Source organism: Methanocaldococcus vulcanius M7 (genome assembly GCF_000024625.1).
GTDB classification, from domain to species: Archaea; AGJL01; Methanococci; order Methanococcales; family Methanocaldococcaceae; genus Methanocaldococcus; species Methanocaldococcus vulcanius.
On sequence record NC_013407.1, the window covers coordinates 1585852 to 1604375 of the forward strand.

At 30.8% G+C, this 18524-nt stretch carries 27 protein-coding genes; 11 read left to right on the forward strand and 16 right to left on the reverse strand.

From position 1 onward, the window contains the following. Positions 1–52 precede the first annotated feature (52 nt). Entirely contained in the window at positions 53–796 is a 744-nt protein-coding gene (locus METVU_RS07765) for a DNA polymerase sliding clamp (protein WP_211204352.1), read from the reverse strand. A 471-nt stretch (positions 797–1267) separates the two neighbouring features. Here METVU_RS07765 and METVU_RS07770 point away from each other — a divergent pair, with 471 nt between their 5' ends. The 11 genes from METVU_RS07770 (at position 1268) to METVU_RS07815 (ending at position 9067) form a co-directional block, all read left to right on the forward strand. Beyond that, positions 1268–1558, forward strand: coding sequence for a chorismate mutase (locus tag METVU_RS07770; protein ID WP_015733640.1), 291 nt, complete (start codon positions 1268–1270; stop codon positions 1556–1558). Between the two features lie 99 nt (positions 1559–1657). After that, complete coding sequence (locus tag METVU_RS07775; RefSeq protein WP_015733641.1) at positions 1658–1846, forward strand: 30S ribosomal protein S17e; 189 nt, start codon at positions 1658–1660, stop codon at positions 1844–1846. Positions 1847–1858: 12 nt separating this feature from the next. Continuing rightward, on the forward strand, positions 1859–2725 hold the full coding sequence (dapA, locus tag METVU_RS07780) for a 4-hydroxy-tetrahydrodipicolinate synthase (RefSeq protein WP_015733642.1): 867 nt from the start codon (positions 1859–1861) through the stop codon (positions 2723–2725). A gap of 12 nt (positions 2726–2737) precedes the next feature. Beyond that, positions 2738–2986 (forward strand): Asp-tRNA(Asn) amidotransferase subunit GatC, encoded by a 249-nt coding sequence (gatC, locus tag METVU_RS07785; protein WP_048196941.1) that lies wholly within the window; start codon positions 2738–2740, stop codon positions 2984–2986. Positions 2987–3063: 77 nt separating this feature from the next. Next, positions 3064–3171 (forward strand): 50S ribosomal protein L41e, encoded by a 108-nt coding sequence (locus tag METVU_RS09215; RefSeq protein ID WP_083771309.1) that lies wholly within the window; start codon positions 3064–3066, stop codon positions 3169–3171. Between the two features lie 256 nt (positions 3172–3427). Next, positions 3428–3865, forward strand: coding sequence for an Rrf2 family transcriptional regulator (locus tag METVU_RS07790; protein ID WP_015733644.1), 438 nt, complete (start codon positions 3428–3430; stop codon positions 3863–3865). Positions 3866–3869: 4 nt separating this feature from the next. Beyond that, positions 3870–4400 (forward strand): class IV adenylate cyclase, encoded by a 531-nt coding sequence (gene cyaB / locus METVU_RS07795; protein WP_015733645.1) that lies wholly within the window; start codon positions 3870–3872, stop codon positions 4398–4400. Between the two features lie 404 nt (positions 4401–4804). Continuing rightward, positions 4805–6091, forward strand: a complete 1287-nt coding sequence (gene aroA, locus METVU_RS07800; protein ID WP_048196943.1) for a 3-phosphoshikimate 1-carboxyvinyltransferase — start codon at positions 4805–4807, stop codon at positions 6089–6091. A gap of 170 nt (positions 6092–6261) precedes the next feature. Beyond that, on the forward strand, positions 6262–7470 hold the full coding sequence (locus METVU_RS07805; protein WP_048196944.1) for a homocitrate synthase family protein: 1209 nt from the start codon (positions 6262–6264) through the stop codon (positions 7468–7470). 254 nt (positions 7471–7724) lie between these two features. Next, positions 7725–8303 carry a pyruvate kinase alpha/beta domain-containing protein gene (locus tag METVU_RS07810; RefSeq protein ID WP_015733649.1) on the forward strand — a complete coding sequence of 193 codons (579 nt, stop codon included), beginning with the start codon at positions 7725–7727 and terminating at the stop codon, positions 8301–8303. Between the two features lie 2 nt (positions 8304–8305). Then, the gene (locus tag METVU_RS07815; protein ID WP_015733650.1) at positions 8306–9067 is read left to right on the forward strand and encodes a DUF2334 domain-containing protein; all 762 of its coding nucleotides are present in this window, start codon (positions 8306–8308) and stop codon (positions 9065–9067) included. A 71-nt stretch (positions 9068–9138) separates the two neighbouring features. Here the strand turns inward: METVU_RS07815 and hisH are convergent, their stop codons facing one another. From hisH to rpl37A, 15 genes are all read right to left on the reverse strand, one after another. After that, positions 9139–9729: an imidazole glycerol phosphate synthase subunit HisH gene (gene hisH, locus METVU_RS07820; RefSeq protein WP_015733651.1), complete on the reverse strand. Its 591-nt coding sequence runs from the start codon at positions 9727–9729 to the stop codon at positions 9139–9141. 9 nt (positions 9730–9738) lie between these two features. Further along, the gene (locus tag METVU_RS07825) at positions 9739–10281 is read right to left on the reverse strand and encodes a TATA-box-binding protein (RefSeq protein ID WP_015733652.1); all 543 of its coding nucleotides are present in this window, start codon (positions 10279–10281) and stop codon (positions 9739–9741) included. 136 nt (positions 10282–10417) lie between these two features. Next, on the reverse strand, positions 10418–10726 hold the full coding sequence (rpl12p, locus tag METVU_RS07830) for a 50S ribosomal protein P1 (RefSeq protein WP_015733653.1): 309 nt from the start codon (positions 10724–10726) through the stop codon (positions 10418–10420). Positions 10727–10876: 150 nt separating this feature from the next. Further along, positions 10877–11893, reverse strand: a complete 1017-nt coding sequence (locus METVU_RS07835) for a 50S ribosomal protein L10 (RefSeq protein ID WP_015733654.1) — start codon at positions 11891–11893, stop codon at positions 10877–10879. Between the two features lie 64 nt (positions 11894–11957). Beyond that, on the reverse strand, positions 11958–12617 hold the full coding sequence (locus METVU_RS07840) for a 50S ribosomal protein L1 (RefSeq protein ID WP_015733655.1): 660 nt from the start codon (positions 12615–12617) through the stop codon (positions 11958–11960). A 211-nt stretch (positions 12618–12828) separates the two neighbouring features. Further along, entirely contained in the window at positions 12829–13353 is a 525-nt protein-coding gene (locus METVU_RS07845) for a hypothetical protein (RefSeq protein ID WP_015733656.1), read from the reverse strand. Positions 13354–13449: 96 nt separating this feature from the next. Then, positions 13450–14238 carry a sulfide-dependent adenosine diphosphate thiazole synthase gene (locus tag METVU_RS07850; protein ID WP_015733657.1) on the reverse strand — a complete coding sequence of 263 codons (789 nt, stop codon included), beginning with the start codon at positions 14236–14238 and terminating at the stop codon, positions 13450–13452. 137 nt (positions 14239–14375) lie between these two features. Next, complete coding sequence (locus METVU_RS07855; protein ID WP_015733658.1) at positions 14376–15254, reverse strand: DNA adenine methylase; 879 nt, start codon at positions 15252–15254, stop codon at positions 14376–14378. An 18-nt stretch (positions 15255–15272) separates the two neighbouring features. After that, the gene (locus METVU_RS07860) at positions 15273–16325 is read right to left on the reverse strand and encodes a radical SAM protein (protein ID WP_015733659.1); all 1053 of its coding nucleotides are present in this window, start codon (positions 16323–16325) and stop codon (positions 15273–15275) included. Beyond that, positions 16315–16740 carry a DUF2666 domain-containing protein gene (locus tag METVU_RS07865; protein WP_015733660.1) on the reverse strand — a complete coding sequence of 142 codons (426 nt, stop codon included), beginning with the start codon at positions 16738–16740 and terminating at the stop codon, positions 16315–16317. Before METVU_RS07865 ends, METVU_RS07860 begins: the two co-directional genes overlap by 11 nt. 272 nt (positions 16741–17012) lie before the next feature. Further along, the gene (gene rpl18a, locus METVU_RS07870; protein WP_015733661.1) at positions 17013–17243 is read right to left on the reverse strand and encodes a 50S ribosomal protein L18Ae; all 231 of its coding nucleotides are present in this window, start codon (positions 17241–17243) and stop codon (positions 17013–17015) included. A gap of 12 nt (positions 17244–17255) precedes the next feature. Continuing rightward, positions 17256–17498 carry a KEOPS complex subunit Pcc1 gene (locus METVU_RS07875; protein ID WP_015733662.1) on the reverse strand — a complete coding sequence of 81 codons (243 nt, stop codon included), beginning with the start codon at positions 17496–17498 and terminating at the stop codon, positions 17256–17258. Between the two features lie 8 nt (positions 17499–17506). Further along, entirely contained in the window at positions 17507–18010 is a 504-nt protein-coding gene (locus tag METVU_RS07880; protein ID WP_015733663.1) for an rRNA maturation protein, read from the reverse strand. Then, a complete protein-coding gene (locus METVU_RS07885) occupies positions 18011–18151 on the reverse strand; it encodes a DNA-directed RNA polymerase subunit P (protein WP_015733664.1) in 141 nt (46 codons plus the stop codon). Positions 18152–18227: 76 nt separating this feature from the next. After that, positions 18228–18506 (reverse strand): 50S ribosomal protein L37Ae, encoded by a 279-nt coding sequence (gene rpl37A / locus METVU_RS07890; protein WP_015733665.1) that lies wholly within the window; start codon positions 18504–18506, stop codon positions 18228–18230. Positions 18507–18524 lie beyond the last annotated feature (18 nt).

An 18524-nucleotide genomic window follows, 5' to 3' on the forward strand; every position in this document is an offset into this window, starting at 1 on the left:
TTTTCATATAACTTCATTAAAAAATTATATAAAACTATATTTCCTCAATTTATTATCCTTCAATTCTTGGAGCTAAAAGGAAGGTTAGATTAACTCCTGCTAAGGAATACTCCATTTTCAGAGGCATATCATTTCCAAGGTATATCTTGATAATATCTCCTGAACTAACTCCTTTAACCATATCCATTAAATAATCCAAATTAAATGCACTTTTTGCTTCTTCTCCTACCTCTAAGTTTACAATTGCAGCGTCATCTTTCTCAAATTCTGCACTAAAATCGTTTAGGTCTCCCTTAGCTTGAATTAAAAATTTATCGTTTTCGACTTTTAATATTACATAATCACTAAAAAGATCTGCGTCCTTTAATGCCTCTTTAAACGCTTCTCCTTTAATAACCACTACGTTAGGATATTCTATATCAGGAACTTTAACTGAGGAGGCAGATAAATCTAACAAAGCCAAACTAAATTTTCTCTTACCAGTGTTTTCAAATATGATGTTTAATTTATTTTTTTCTTCATCCAACTCTAATATTAATTTATCTTTTGATTTTGCCCTGTTCATCACTTTTTTAAATGCCTCTAAATCAATACCGATCTCATGTTCGTCAGCAGTGAACTCTTCAAAAGCCAAACTTGGAATTTCTAAACTAACTAATGCGACATGACTTGGATCCATTGCACTTGCTTTTATTCCCTCTTCGCTAACTTCAAAACAGATCTCATCTAAAAGTGTTGAAATTGTATCAACAACTTTTTTAAAGTCCTTTGCACTCTCCATAACTCCTCTGAACATCTATCATCACCAGATTTATTATTTATGATTATTAAATTATGTCTTATATATTATTATATTATTTTTAATTATATTCCTCATAATCTCACTAATTAATTTACCCTCAATACTTTTAACTTGTATTGATCTCCTACTTTGTGTCTTATTAGAGCTATATAATCATTTCTAAATAACATGGCACGTTGATGTTATAACTGTCATAGAAGGTTATAATAACATAAATCGCAAAATGTATAAAAATGTTTTTATATCAAAATTCCTTTTTAATAGTTTATATTCTAACTTAAAATTTTATTTAATCAGTGAAAAAACATGGCTTATACAGATGTCAGTTATAAAATTATACTAAAATTAATTATAAAGGATATTACAAAATTATAGATTAATTAAAAATATAAATAGATAACAAAATATAAATAGCTTTTAAAAATCATCCAAATCATTGACAAAATTAGCATTTATGTGATTGCAATGACAGAGGAACTAAATGAAATACGGAAAAAAATAGATGAGATCGACAGCAAGATCTTAGAGTTAATCGCTAAGAGAAACAGTTTAGCTAAGGATGTGGCAGAAATAAAAAGCAAGATGGGCATTCCAATTAATGATGAGGAAAGAGAAAAATATATATACGATAGGATAAGAAAACTTTGTAGAGAACATAAGGTAGATGAAAATATCGGAGTTCAAATATTCAAAATACTTATTGAGCATAACAAGCATCTACAAAAACAGTATTTAAGTGAAACACAACAAAAATAGATTCATTATTAAATATTATCTCCAAAATAGTTCAAAAATAAAAATCGATATAAAAATAAAAAATAAAATTAAAATGAACAAAAATAAGAAGGTGATAAGATGGGAAGGATCAGGCAGACATTGATTAAGAGAACATCATTAGAATTGATTAAAAAATATAGAGATCTGTTTACTACTGATTTTGAAACTAATAAGAGAGTTTTAGAACAAGTTGCTCAAATATCAACAAAAAGATTAAGAAATAGAATTGCAGGATATATAACCCATAAGATGAGACAGCTTCAATAAAGGTGACGTTAAATGTTTAAAGGGGTCTATCCCGCCATTATAACTCCTTTTAAAAATGGAGAAGTGGACTTTGAAGGATTGGAAGATCATTTAAACTTTTTAATTGAAAATGGAGTGAGTGGAGTTGTAGCTGTTGGAACTACCGGAGAGAGTCCAACATTATCACATGAAGAACATAAAAAAGTTATTGAAAAAGTAGTGGATATAGCAAATGGTAAGATTCAGGTTATTGCAGGTGCAGGTTCAAATTGCACAAGAGAGGCGGTAGAACTTTCTATTTTTGCTGAGGATGTTGGAGCAGATGCAATATTATCAATAACCCCTTATTACAATAAACCAACCCAGGAAGGGTTAAAAAAGCATTTCGAAAAGATCGCTCAATCAGTAAATATTCCAATTGTTTTGTATAATGTCCCATCAAGAACTGCCTTAAACTTAGAACCAAAAACAGTTAAAGTACTATCAGAAGAATACAGCAATATTTCAGCAGTTAAAGAGGCGAATCCTAACTTATCCCAAGTTTCAGAATTAATTCAAAATGGAATAACTGTTCTATCCGGAAACGATGAGTTAACTCTCCCAATAATGTCTTTGGGTGGAAAGGGAGTGGTTAGTGTAGTGGCAAATATTGTTCCAAGGGAGTTCGTTGAGATGGTTGATTCAGCATTAAAAGGAGATTTTGAAAAAGCAAGGGAGATCCATTATAAATTATTCCCACTGATGAAGGCAATGTTTATAGAAACCAACCCAATTCCAGTTAAAACAGCCCTAAATATGATGGGAAGGCCAGCGGGAGAGTTGAGATTACCACTATGTGAGATGAGTAGTGAACATAAACAAGTGTTAGAAAAAATATTAAAAGACCTTGGTTTAATCTAAATGGTGATCCTGTTGAATGAAAAACAGATTGAAAAGATAAGAAGAGAAGCAGAAGAGATCGTTGAAAAATTTAGTAAAGTTTTGGAAGAGTTTAACTTAGAGATGGAAGAGAGTTATTATATCATAGAGAGTAGAAATGTGTTAAGAGAGGATAATGCAGTAGAAGCAGATCCAAATTTCAGGGAGAAATTCTTAAAAATTGCTCCTAAGACCAACAAGGAAGGGTATATTATTGTAGAAAAAGGAAGTTGGCTAAAATAAAAACACCAAAAAGTTTAAGTAAGTGTTATATATTATTTGAAGTAAACATTTGAAAATAAAAGAACGAGGGTGATACCATAAAGAGGAGTTCAAGAAGATGGAAGAAAAAAGGAAGAATGAGATGGAAGTGGTATAAAAAAAGATTAAGAAGGTTAAAAAGAGAGAGAAAAAGAGCAAGAGCTTAAATATGATCTACAATATTGCACCTACAATATATTCAATATTGTTGTCATGCAAAAAACATTTTAAAACATTTTTAGTTTTTTTTTTGCCTATTTTTATTTTATTATTTTTTAAGAAGTTTAATTGTTTTTTGTTTAATATTTTTATTTGTTTGATTGAGAATTAATTTTTAATATTGGCTTAATATTATTGTTTATAGTTTCACAATCGTTCTAAATCCATCAATTTAAATCTTTACTAAATATTGATTGTGATACTATGAAAGTTAGTGGTTTAACTAAAAAGATCATGGAGCATTTAAAAGAGCCCACAACAACAAAAGACCTCGCAAAGCAATTAAACATCCATCCCAAAAATATTGATGCAAAAATTAGGGTTTTGAGAGATCTTGGACTTGTTGAAACAAAAAAAGGCAGAAATGGAGGAATTAAATTAACAAAAGAAGGTTTAATTTTACTGGAAAAAGGAGAAATATCTCTAAGTGCTTTAAAACTACAAATAGTTGCAAAGGATAGAATTGGTTTATTAGCCGATATTTCCTCAAGAATATCAAAAATTGGAGGAAATATTACATCAACAGTTCTTGAAAGGGAGGGAGATAGAGTTGTCATATATCTTGTTATAGATGGTGTAGAGGAAAAAGAAATAAATAACGCATTAAGAGGATTAGTAGATAAAATATCCATTATCTGGTGATAAAATGATCGAAGTTGAAGTAAAGGTAAAAATTGATAATAAAGAAGAAATTTCAAAAAAATTAAAAGAACTTGGATTTAAATACATTAAAAAGAAATTCCAAGAAGATATTTACTTCAATGGAATAGATCGGGACTTTAAAAAAACTGATGAAGCTTTAAGGATCAGAGATGAAGATGGAAATTTCTTTATCACATATAAAGGACCAAAACTTGATAACATATCAAAAACAAGAGAGGAAATTGAAGTCAAAATTGAAGATAAAGAAAAAATGAGAAAAATTTTAAAAAAACTTGGATTTAAAGAAGTCCCTCCGATTAGAAAAATTAGGGAGATTTATAAAAAGGGAGATATTGAAGCAAGTATTGATGAAGTAGATTCACTTGGGACATTTTTAGAATTGGAAAAACCAGTAAAAAGTATGGAAGAAAAAGATAATGCATTGAAAGAGATCCTAACTATACTGAAAGCTTTAAATATAAGTAATGACAATATTATTAGGAAATCATACTTGGAGCTAAGGGGGTCGCAATGAAAACAGTAAAATTAAAATTAAGCAAAAGGCAGTTATTAGCAATATTTGTAGCAATTTTAATGATGCTTTCAATAATTCCAGTATTCTTAATGGGCATTTAAAATAATCAATAATTATTATAAAACGTAAAATTAGAAAAATTAGAGCTTTTATATTATTAAAGTTCTTGTATATGAAAAGTCCTACAATATAAGTTTTTTATTAGTCCCACTATTTTAATCAAAACTGATTTTATATCTGATTAGGATTTTATATCTTCTTAACTTTTTTAAACTTAACATCAATAAACACTAAACATTAAAACCCCCTCAATATAAAATTCAAATTATTATTTCAATATTAAGAATTAAGTTTAAAAATTCTAAAAATAAATAAAAACAAAAAATAAAATATGGTGAGCAATCTTGTTAGTGATAAATAAAACCAGCAGATTAGAGGGGAGCGTTAAAGCCCCTCCATCAAAATCATATACGCATAGGGCGGTTATTGGTGCCTCATTAGCTGATGGAGTTAGCAGGATCATAAATCCGCTTTGGGGAGCGGATTGTTTATCATCAGTTTATGGATGTAAAATGTTAGGAGCAGAGATTGAACTAAAAAAAGAGGAAGATGAATGGATTGTTAAAGGAGGAAAACTAAAAACCCCAGATAATGTTATCGATATTGGAAACAGTGGAACAACCTTAAGAATTTTAACATCCATTGCCTCACAGATTCCCCGAGGATATGCTGTTTTAACAGGAGATGACTCTATAAGAAAAAGACCAATGCAACCCTTATTAGATGCTTTAAAGCAATTAAATATCAACGCGTTTTCATCGAAATTAGATGGAACTGCCCCAATAATAGTCAAAAGTGGAAAAATTGAGGGAAATAAGGTAAAGATTAGAGGAGACATTAGCTCCCAATTTATAACCTCTTTAATGATGTTCCTTCCATTTAATAAAGAAGATACTGAGATTATTTTAACATCTCCTTTAAAGTCAAAACCTTATATAGATATAACAATAGATATTCTCAGCACATTTGGCATAAAAATCAAAGAAACAGAAAACGGATTTTTGGTTTATGGAAATCAAGAGTATAAAGCAATTGACTATATTGTTGAAGGAGATTACTCTTCAGCATCTTATCTAATTGCTGCTGGAGTTTTAATAAATTCAAATATCACCATTGAAAACCTATTTGCTAACTCAAAGCAAGGAGATAAAGCAATAATTAATATTGTAAAAGAAATGGGGGCAGATGTTAAAGTTAAAAAGGATAAAGTAATTATTGAAGGAGAATACAACTTAGAGGGTATAGATGTAGATGTTAGAGATATTCCTGACTTAGTCCCAACAATTGCAGTTCTTGGATGCTTTGCAGAAGGAAAAACTGAAATTTATAATGGAGAGCATGTTAGATTAAAGGAATGCGATAGGTTGAATGCCTGTGCAACTGAACTAAAAAAGATGGGTGCGGATATTAAAGAAAAACCAGATGGTTTAATTATAAGAGGAGTTAAAAAACTAAGAGGGGCTAAGTTAAACACCTATCATGATCATAGGTTAGTTATGGCATTCACAGTAGCAGGATTAAAGGCGGAGGGAAAAACAATAATTGAAGGAGAGGATGCAGTGAAAATATCCTTCCCAAACTTTGTTAATGTTATGAAAAGTTTAGGAGCTAAAATTGAGGTAATAAGATGAAGATTTATAAAGAGGGACTTGAAAGGTATCCTCTCACTTATATTCTTGGGCAGAATATATTCCTATTAATTTATTTGTGTAAGATGAAACTTATTTGCAACAGTAAAGGGTAAATAACCTTACCAATATTAAATATTAAATTCTGATGACAGATTATTATGGTGATGCTTATGGATTTTCTATTTGAGAATAGTTGGAAAGCTATCTGCCCATACAATCCAAAATTAGATTTAAAAGATATTTACATTTACGACACAACTCTAAGAGATGGAGAACAAACCCCCGGAGTTTGCTTTACCAAAGAACAAAAATTAGAGATTGCGAGAAAATTGGATGAGCTTGGTTTAAAGCAGATTGAGGCAGGTTTTCCAATTGTCTCTGAAAGAGAGGCAGATATTGTTAAAACCATAGCCAATGAAGGTCTTAATGCCGATATATTGGCTTTATGCAGAGCTTTAAAGAAAGATATAGATAAAGCAATAGAGTGCGATGTAGATGGAATAATTACCTTTATAGCAACATCCCCACTGCATTTAAAATACAAATTCAACAACAAGAGTTTAGATGAAATATTAGAGATGGGAGTTAGTGCAGTTGAATATGCCAAAGAACATGGTTTATTTGTTGCCTTCTCTGCAGAAGATGCGACAAGGACACCAATAGAGGATTTGATTAAAGTGCATAAAGCCGCCGAAGAAGCAGGAGCAGATAGAGTTCATATAGCAGATACGACTGGCTGTGCTACACCTCAAAGTATGGAATTTATATGTAGAACATTAAAAGAAAATTTAAAAAAATCCCATATTGGAGTGCATTGCCATAACGACTTTGGGTTTGCAGTTATAAATTCAATATATGGATTAATTGGAGGGGCTAAGGCGGTCTCAACAACAGTTAACGGTATAGGAGAAAGGGCGGGAAACGCCTCATTAGAAGAGTTAATCATGGCCTTAACTGTTTTATATGATGTTGATTTGGAATTAAATTTAGAGGTTTTGCCAGAGTTATGCAGAATGGTTGAAAAATATTCAGGAATAAAGATGCCAAAAAACAAACCAATAGTTGGAGAGCTTGTATTCGCTCATGAAAGTGGAATTCACGTTGATGCCGTTATAGAAAATCCTCTAACATATGAACCATTCCTTCCGGAAAAAATAGGAGTTAAGAGGAATATTTTATTAGGAAAGCATTCTGGTTGTAGAGCTGTTGCATATAAGTTAAAACTTATGGGTATAGATTACGATAAAGAAATGTTATGTGAGATCGTTAAAAAGGTTAAAGAGATCAGAGAAGAGGGAAAATTTATAACTGATGAAATATTTAGAAATATTGTCGAAGAGGTTTTAAAGAACAAGAAAAATTCAGCTCAAGGTGAATAATATAAACAAGGTTAACAGTTTTTCATGTTTATAACTCCTTTATCCTTAGGCATGTCTAAAAATTCCCAATTCTAATTTAGATGATACATTTTAATGGATATTTATTTTAATTAGTATCGGCTATTTAATCAGTATATTATAACGAAAACCTATTAAAGCCCATACTAATTAAATATTTATTAGATTTTACAAATTTTAACATAAATTTTAATTTAATTAAAAAAGAATTAAAAACTTGTATGCTGGGAGATACTATGAAACTCTTTGAGTATCCAGGGGTTCAAAATACTGATGAAACGTTAAAAATAGCCATTGAAAGAGCTAAGAAAGGAGATATAAAAAGTATAGTTGTTGCCTCATCAACAGGAGAAACAGCTAAAAAATTGCTTGATTTGTTAGAAAAGGAGAACTTAGACCTAAATGTTGTTGTTATCACATATCATCAAGGATTCCATGGAGAGGATGTAATATCAATGGATAAAGATGTTGAGGAAGAGTTAAAGAAACGCGGAGCTAAGATATTTAGAGGCAGTCATGCTTTGAGTGGTGTTGAGAGGGGAATATCCAACAAATTGGGAGGATATGGGCCAGTTCAAGTTATTGCTGAAACGTTAAGGACATTTGGACAGGGAGTTAAGGTTTGTTATGAGATTACAATTATGGCCTGTGATGCTGGCTTAATAAAAGCAAAAGAAGAGGTTATTGCTATTGGAGGAACTTCAAAAGGAGCGGACACTGCAATGGTTATAAAACCTGCAAATATGAACACATTCTTTAATATAGAAGCAAGAGAGATCTTATGTATGCCAAGAAAAAAGAAAAAATGTGAATAATAATGAAAAATAAACGATTTAAAAAGTTTTATTTTTATTCAATTTTGGTCTTGTCTTTAATTTTAATGATGTTTCTTTTTTCTTCTCCTTTCGAACAAAAAAATATTAGCAACAAAAATGATGAAAAGCCAATAATCTTAATACATGATGTTTCACCAGTTTATTTTAAAGATCTAAAAGAGATTGTAAGGATTATAGATAAACATCATTTTCAGAACAGAACTTATTTATTTATCATTGTTAACCATGCAAATGATCATAACTTAAAAAATTATCCAAAATTTGTAAATTACTTACACGAATTAGAGAAAGAAGGGTATCATATCGAATTTCATGCATATAATCATATTGGAGATGAATTTAATTGCAATAAAACAGTGGCAGAGGAGAAGTTAAACCTATCTTTTAAAATCATGAAAGAGTGTAAATTTAACGTTAGTAAAATTAAATACTTCATACCTCCAAGATATAAGATCTCAAAAGATGCAGAAGATGTGTTTTTGGACAGGAATATCTCAATAATATTAAAAACAACGTTAATCACCACAAAAAATGGATCTCCAATTGAATACCCTATTACAAATAGAGAATATACATGGTATTTGCCAGAAAATCTCTTAATCATCGTTGAACCAATTTCAATAATTGATTACAAACTTTGCACTTTAAAAAAAGAAAAATTTTTCCTTTCCATTCATCCAAGAGCCATTAACTATGGAGGGGGATTGGAGTTTTTAGATTATTTTCTAAATGAAACGAGTTAACGGTTTTATATTTGATATTAAAATAAAATTAAACACGTATAAAAAATCGTAAAAATTTTATAGTAAAATATTCAGATCAATTCAATAAAGTTTTCTATAAGTTTTAATCCTATTTTTCCACTTTTCTCAGGATGAAATTGAGTTGCAAAGATATTATTTTTATTTACAACGCTTGGAAACTCTAATCCATATGTAGTTTTACCCACAACGCAGTTTTCGTCAGGATTTACATAATATGAGTGAACAAAGTAAAAATAGCTATTATCTGCGATGCCCTCAAACAATGGACAGTCATTAACAATTTTTACATTATTCCATCCCATATGTGGCAATTTTTCGACATTTTTAAATCTAACAACCTTTCCTTTTATAAGACCAAGACCTTTGATTCCTTCTTTTTCCTCACTCTCGTTGAATAGGACTTGCATACCTAAACATATCCCTAAAAATGGAATTTTCTCAGATATAATTGTATTGATTGCATTTACAAGAGGGGAGAGGTTTTTCATTGCAGTTCCGAAATTTCCAACTCCCGGTAAAACCACCTTATCACAAGAAAGTAGATCCTCTTTATTTTTTGTTATTATTGCTTTGTCGTATAATTCAATGGCTTTTTTTATACTTCTTAGGTTTCCAGCGTTGTAGTCGATAATACCTATCATAATTATCACTTATAACTCTTGAACTTCTTTTATTGTCTCCAATATTTTGTTCAATGCTCTTTTAGCATCTTCTTCACTTTTTAAACCTGTTATAACAACTTTTCCACTACCAAAAATCAAAACCACGACTTTTGGATCGTCTAATCTATAAACAAGACCTGGGAATTGCTCTGGCTCATATTCTGTTCCTTCTACCATCAAGGCAATATCATCCAAGTTTGGCTCAATCCCTAAATCAGCAGTTGCGACCATATTTTGGATCTTTATTTCAGGATTTTCAATAACTTCTATACCTGCATCTTTTAACTCTTTTATTATCTTTTTAATTGCTATTTCTGCCTCTTCTTTACTTTTTGCACCGGTGCAATTTACTTTTCCACTTCTAAATATTAATAAAGCAACTTTTGGCACGCTTAATCTACAAACAAGACCTGGGAATTGCTCTGGCTCATATTCTGCGTTTTCTAATATTAGGGCTACCTCTTCTAAGTCAATATTATCTCCTATTTTAGTTGAAACAACAACATTAACAATTTTAATTTCTGGTTCCATAGTTTCACCACAACCTATGATGAATATTATATAAAAATATAAATAAAGGTATATAAATGCTTTCAAAGGAATCTTATAAACTATATATTTAGCTTAACCAATTAATAGGTCTATAAAAATAAAATAGGTAGAAGATTTATCCGAATAAAGCAGCCAATCCTGCAACTGCTGCTCCTGTGTCTTCTTCTTTCTTCTCTTCCTCTTTTTTCTCTTCTTCTTTTGTCTCTTCTGCTGCTGGAGCTGCGGCAACTGGAGCAGCTGCGACAGGCATTGCAGCGTTTGCGATTGCCTCTTCAATATCTACTCCTTCTAAACCTGCAACTAATGCCTTAACTCTTGCCTCATCTACATCTACACCAGCAGCTGATAAAACTGCTTTAATTGCATCTTCTGTGATTTCTTTTCCTGCACTGTGTAATAATAAAGCTGCGTATATATATTCCATAATTTACACCTCCCAAAGTATTTGCTTTTTCTTTTATTTCTTTTTCTTATGTGTTTTATTCCAATTCGTATTTCCTGATTGAAAGATATTATGTTTAATGTTTAAGGGCTTGCAATTCACTATTTATTATAAGTTATTTATATTTTTCGGTTAGAACAATAGGGCCAATCCAGCAGCCCCAGTATCTTCTTCTTTCTTCTCTTCCTCTTTTTTCTCTTCTTCTTTTGTCTCTTCTACTGTTGGAGCTGAAGAGACCTCAATTGAGGATATTTTTTCTTTAATTTCTTCATCTATTGCATCTTCAGGTAATTTGGAAGCCAATGCCAATGCTTGAGATTGTGCCTTCGCTAATATATCTCCAGCTGTTTCTTTGGTTATAAATGCCGTCTCTATTGATAAAGCTCTTGCATCCATAAATGCCTTCTGTATCAAGAATGGCAAGACCTCTTTTGCTGGATAAGCTGTGTTAAATGCTAAATTAAACGCGTTTTGGTAAGCCGTTTGAATATCTGCCAATAGTTTGTCTTCATCAACCTTTAAGACATCTGGTGTGTAAATAATTCCATCTTCATAAACAGCTAAGACGTTCAAACCAACTTTCACAGGTTTAATTCCTAATCTATCTAAGACAGCTGCTAATTTTGGAGAAACAACCTCTCCTTTTTTGACAACAACTTTATCTTCTTTAATTGCAATTTTACCTTTTTCTATTGCAGCAGGAATGCCAACACTTTTAAGTTCTCCTAAGAAAGGTCCTGGAGGCATTCCTGTAGAGCCCTTCTCAACTTTAATATCACAAGGAGCTATTTGCCCTCCTCTTACAGGAGCGGGGCTTTTATTCTCTTCTAACATCTTATACAATCTAAATGGATTCATATCTGTAACTAATATCGCTGCCCCTCTTTCAACATAGTTTGCCAATTCCGCCAATTTTGGATTGTTTAATTCTTCTGCAACTTCATTCAGGGCTCTTACAATTAATGTATTTCTTGACATTCTCAATTTAACTTTATCTCTGATTTTATCTCTAATTTCTTGAAGTTGAGGGGCAGGAACATCCATCATATCTACAATAGCAACTACTGGCTTACTTTTAATAAGCCCCTTGAGTGTTTTGACCTCTTCCAGTTTCCACGGGGCTACGTGTGCTTGCACTTTTGTTTCCATTTTTATCCCCTTTGCATTTTATTTTATACATCTCTCTTTAAATCGTTAATTGTTTTTTTGTGTTTTATTTCTTTTTTGCTTTTTCTTTTCTAACTTTTACAGCAGGTCCCATGGTCAACTTAACGTATGCGTCTTTTAAATGATAGAGACCTTTTTCATACTTCTTAGCAACTACGTTTAAAATTGCTTCAATGTTATCAACTACTTGTTCATCAGTCATCTTTTCATTTCCTACTAAGACCTGGAAATATGGTTTGTCTCTCGTGTTTATAACAACTGTTTTCTTTAATCTTTCAACTAATGGTTTTATGTTCGCATTTGCTGGAACTGGTTTTGGCATCTTTCCTCTTGGACCTAAGATAACCCCCATATATCTTCCAATAAGAGGCATTAAATCTGCCTGAGCAATAAAGAAGTCGTGAGCGTTAGCTATTTTTCTTAATTTTCTTTTATTTTTACCTAATTCTTCGATTTCTTCTTTTCTAATTACTGTTAATCCCAATTCTTCTGCCTGTTTTGCAAGATCTCCAGTTCCGATGACTGCTATTTTTGCTTCTTTTCCTCTACCGTGTGGTAAGACAACTTCTTCTTTTATTCTATTTTCTGGTTTTCTCATGTCGATTTCTTTTAGCGTTGCTATAAATTCGAAGGACTGTGTGAAGTTCCTCGGCTTCGCGAGTTCGCGAGCCTCCTTCACCGCTTGTAGTAGTGCTTCTCTATCCATGCTTATCCTCCTTTCTTTTTTATATTTAACAAAAAGCACCCATATTATATGGAATCTGATATAAATATTTTGCCCAGTTAAAAAAGTCGAGATAGTTTGTTCTGTTATTTGTTAGAATATTTAATAGAAAATATTTTATATGCTAAAAATACCCTAAAACATATATAAAATTTTCGGTCTTTCATCAATACGATAATAATGTAAATGTTATTCATTTAACGTGATTTTTGATAAAACCATCAATATCTCTGTCATAGGTTAGATAAATCCTTTTTTTAAATGAGATATATTTCCTTCCAAATATCTTCTTATTCTCGAAGGCCACTGCAAAAAACTCCCCTTCTTTTTTAACATCTACAACCTCTGTCCAGCGGATAATCGTATTCATATAGTATATTCCCTCATCACATAGATAAACAGAAATTTTATCGTTGAATGATTTTAAGACAATAAATAATGATAAAATTGTACAAATCGTCAATATTTCCGATTTTATTGATAAATGTGGATATAATAAAATATCAAGTAGGATCAACACTCCCACTAAGAAAATAAATACAATAGGCATTAATTTTTTATCAATCTCTGCTTTTTTCCCTTCAATCAAATTAAGATAAGGGATTTTAACTTCCTTAAAAATTTTATTTTCGCTGAGAGCTGGTTTAATATTTTTTCTTAGTTTGAATATAACGAGGTTGGTTAGTAAAAACACAAGAGTAAGTAATAGGAGGTTCATAGTTTCCCCCTTGGTTTATATAATATTATAAATCGAAACACAAAAACCTTATAAAAAATTAAATTAAAAATTTTAATTATCAATTAATTGATTATTTTACTCCCTTTTTAATTTTTCGATAATCAACTCAGCACATAATTTTCCAGAGAGATACATTCCTCCAAACACTGCTCCCATTCTATAACCTCCATGAGAAGCGTTAGCAGCCATTCCACATACGAAAAGATTTGGATAAACCTCTCTTGTGTTTCTTAATAGGGCGTTTTCTCCTTTCTCTGCCCACATTGATTTCTCTCCAGGAACATCTGCTTCTAACTTATTTTTCTTTACTAACGTATTAACAACTGATGCCTCATGCCCGGTAGCGTCAACAACCACTTTACTTCTTATGGTTAGTGGATCAATATGCAACCCCGCTCTTTCAATTGCATAACTATTTATAACAACACCTGCAACTCCTTCTTCTCTTAAAATCAGATCTTCAACAACTATTCCGGTTAATATTTTAGCCCCCGCGTTCATTGCCGCAACTGCCAATTTAGCAGGAACTTCAACAGAATCGGCAACGTAATAACCGTCTCCCATATCTATTAAGTTAACTCCAATCTCTCTCAACAACTCATCTGCTGGCTCCTCAACTGCAATGTATGGAAATCCCATTCCTCCTCCCCACGTTCCTCCACCAAATGCTAAATGTCTCTCTAAAACAACAACTTTAAAGCCCTCTTTTGCTAAATATCTTGCACATGTCAAACCACTTGGCCCTGAACCTACTATAACAACGTCTGCTTCAACTATGTCCATCCACATATCAAAACTTGCTTTTAATATTGCCTTTGTTGTTTTAGTTTCGTCTGCATTAAGTTTTATTTCTTTTAAATTCATAGGATCACCAGTTTTATTTTTTGTCTTGGTTTAATTGTTTTAATTCAATATTATTTTTAAGATTTAGTTTTTATAGATTTTGGAAACCTACATATGCGAGGTTGAATATAAAATTTAAAGAATATTCAGGAGAAGAATTATAGGTAGTAGTTCAATATCAAAAGTTCATAAATATTTGATCTTCCTGTTCCTTTGCAGTTGATCATTCTTTTAGCAACAACTTTTTTTATATTAAAACCATTATAAAGATTTTCAAAGAATTCAACATTATAAGAGTTGCTTAACATTAATTTAGCTCCTCTCTTATCTAATTTCTTGTAAAATTCTGCTAATCTTATTTGATCGCTATCATTAAACTTATATTTTGTATATGCTGTAAAGTAGGATGTCTTATTTAACGGCTTATATGGTGGATCAAAGTAAACAAAGCTTTTATCATCAACATACTCATCAACAATTTCAAAGTCCCCACAGAGGATTTTAACATTCTTTAATAGTTTTGAAACGTTTTTTAAATTTTCTTCATTGAATATTTTTGGATTTTTGTATCTCCCATAAGGAACATTAAATTCTCCTTTTTTATTAACCCTATATAGCCCATTATAACACGTTTTATTTAAAAATATGAATTGTGCTACTCTTTTTACTTCATCAGAATCATCCTTATTTTTATTTTTATTAAATTCATCCCTAACGTTATAGTAAAATTCTCTCCTTTTTTTATCACTTAATTTTATAAATTCATTTTTTAGAGATAGCAACTCATCAATTAATCCATCAACGTCATTTTTAATAATCTTATAGCATAAGCATAAATCCTCATTATTGTCATTAATAACAACGTCTTTAAATTTATATTTTTGCAAAAGATAAAATAAAACTGCCCCTGCACCTACAAATGGCTCAATATATTTTTTAATTTTTCCTTCTTTTAAATCGTTCGGTAAATTTTCATCTATTTGACTTAAAATTTGTGTTTTTCCTCCAGCCCATTTTAAAAATGGTTTGATTTCCATTTTATCCCAAAAATTAGATTAATTGGCTTTAATCTTCTTTAAAACTTTAAGAATATAACTTTCTATTTTTTCATTTATCTTTTCTTCGAGATTTTCAATCTTTTTTAAGTTTTCGCTACTTATGCTTATTTCTTCCTCTATGTATGGGGTTTTTCCTAACACTTTTTTTCCAGCTAAAACATCCACATCTGTAAATGTTCCCAATAGTTCCTTTCCTGTTGATCTAATTTCTTTTTCTATCCAATGTGCTTCTTTTGTTCCAAAAACAGAGAATAATGGAAATTTTGTTATTACATTAGACCCACTCATGATCAGTGGGCTTATCATTGGAATTTTATCAACCCAAACTCCGGTTATTATTTTAATATCTGGAAAGTTTAATCTAACGGACGATACCCACTGCATATACTCTATTGTAGAGACAGAGGGCTTATTTTCATATATTGTCCCTTTTTGTGGGTTTAATGAATAAAAGGTTATTTTATTTAAATCTAACTCCTCTATTAAATTTAACAATTTCTCAATATCCTCTTCCGTCTCTCCAAGCCCTAAAATTATGGTTATTCCTGTTTTCAAACCCAAGTCCTTAGCTTTTAGTAAGTTATCTATAATCTTATCCAGTGGTTTTCCAGGGCAGATACTATCTCTGTTCTTACTAACTGTTTCCACTGCCCCTACAACTCCTTCTATTACACCCAAATTGATGTTATCTAAATCTACAACTCCAACGTTTAGATACTGTTTACACTTTTGAGTATAGGCGATCATCTCTGCAATGTTGTTTATTTCCTTTGATGTGTATCCATACCCTCCAGATATAAACTCTAATTTCCATCCAATTCTCTTCATTAAAATTGCCTCAGCCAAAATACTTTCCAATCTCCTCCTTGCCTTTTTTGGATCCTTTATTTTATCCTTTTGAGTGGACATATAACAAAATTTACATGGTTCTTTTAAATTACAGTGCCATCCTAAAAACAATGCTCTCTCAAAACTAACTGTATTTCCAAAATGTTTTTTTGTTATCTTAAATGCTTTTTTTGCATTTTCTAAAACTTCTTCAATGTCCATTTTCCCTCTCCTTTTCTATGTATTTTTCAATTACTTTCGGAGAGATTCTCGTTTGAATTCCCAATCTTTCAAGAATTATACTATTCAATAAAATTTTAAGAATTTCTTTTCCTTCTTTTGACGTTGTTATTTCATTCAGTTTTCTTGTAGTTGCAGGGGACTTTAATTTTTTTAACGCTTCTATTATGTCTTCTTCTTTTATTCTTCCTTTTTTCTTTGGAAATATCTCGTCTGCAATGATATTCAGCTTTTCAATATCAAAGGGAAGATACTCTGGTATTTTATTTAAAACTGTCTCATCTATCGATGCCAATAACCTCGCAATTTCTATATCTTCTACATTTTCATCTATTTTTAATTTTTTTACTGTGAACCATTTTCCATGTTTTGCAATGAATTCTATTTTGTTTTCCATAATTATCACCTAATTGAGTGAAAATTTTCTTAATTTTTTAATAATTTAAGTTGATTGTTATTTAATTTTATTTCTACTATTTTTAATCATTTCGTCTGACATATCTAAATTTTCGTTCCCTTAAATTAGTTAAAATAGATATTATGGCAAGTTAAGATATAAAACAATATAAAATTAGATAATTAAAGCATTGTAAATGTTAAAATGAATTACAATCGACTAAATTAAATGATAATTAAAATACAATCAATAAAAATAGGTTAAATATTAAATTAAGCAGCTACAATCTTTTTTAAGACAGGATCTGTAACATCTTCAGGGGATATTTCTTCAATGTTTAGTATTTTTATCCTACTTCTTTTAACTTTATACCTTCCTCCAAATTCTGAATATAGTATTTCCAATGCATCTTCTGGTTTTAATGCCTTATATTCTTTTTTAAAATAAAGTGGGTCTTTACCTTTTTTGCTCATTATTCCAGTTATTCTAAATATCTTTGCCAAAATACCACCTCCTCAACTCTTACAGATCTCGTATGTGTTTTTTGCAACACCTATCCACCTAAGGTATGAGTAGATAGATGCCTTTAATATTGAAAGATCTTCTGCCTTAACATTTATAGTTATTATATTTTTATGTATTTCCATTGTAGCAGAGGATCGTATCTGTGAAGATTTATGTTCCAAAAGTATCGCTTTATAAATAATCTCTGCCTCTTCCTCACTATCGAAGGATATTTTTAACTCAAATGAGTTCATTAAAATCCCTATACTAAACTATCAAATAATTTTATGGACTTTATTCGAATTAAAGGACCTATTTTTACCCTTCCTTTATAAAATTGTATAGAAAATAAATATTTTGGATCCTTTTCCAATTTTAAGATAATGTTGCTTTCCTCATTCACGTTCAGATGTTGAAACAGGAATTTATCAAAAAGATCTATATAAGGCAGTGTTTCTTCATCAATCTCTTTGTCTATTTTTATTCGAATTCCATCCTTATTTTCTATTTTTTCTCCACATATCTCTTTTTGTAATTTTACAGAAATAAAACTCGATAGTGTTTTCTCATTTTCAACATCATAGATCACTAAACTTCCCGGATTTCCTTTAAATTCTCCTATTAATAATATATGATCGTCGATTTTAAACAATTCTTTTAGAGGAGTTTTTCCTCTTTGAATGTAGGGGATGTTTAATGTTCTTTCTAAATCCCGAGCAAAACTTCTCGTTCTTTGGGAAGGTTTCCTTGATGTTGTTATTATCATTTATCTCGCCTTTACATGCTTAACTACATTTGGTCTTAATTTGACGAGTATTTTATAACTACAATGTGGGCACCTTGCCCTCTTACCGAGTTCTTCCATTCTTATTATCTTTTTGCAGTTCAAACATTTGTATTCAACCATCTTATCCCCAACATTTGATATTTTAGACCTTATGTTCTATTTGTAGATAAAATCTTAAAAAGATATATAAAAAGATTTATTCTTCTTTTCTCTCAACTATTCTTCTTATTGCCTTAGTAACTGCTTTTCCTGCTCCTGTTTCTGGAGTGTATGCTCCTCCTGCTATCTTAGCTCCACATTTGCCACATACCCAGATTGATGTTGAAACTCTTTTTAATTTAGGAAATCCACAAACAGGACATTTGTATTTTTTCTTAGCTTTTATTTCAACGTCTCTAACTCTAACTCTTATTTTTAAACCATATCTTGCTCCAAATCTTCCTGTTGGCCCTACTTTTTTTGTATGGCTGAACATAGTTTCACCTCACCTTGT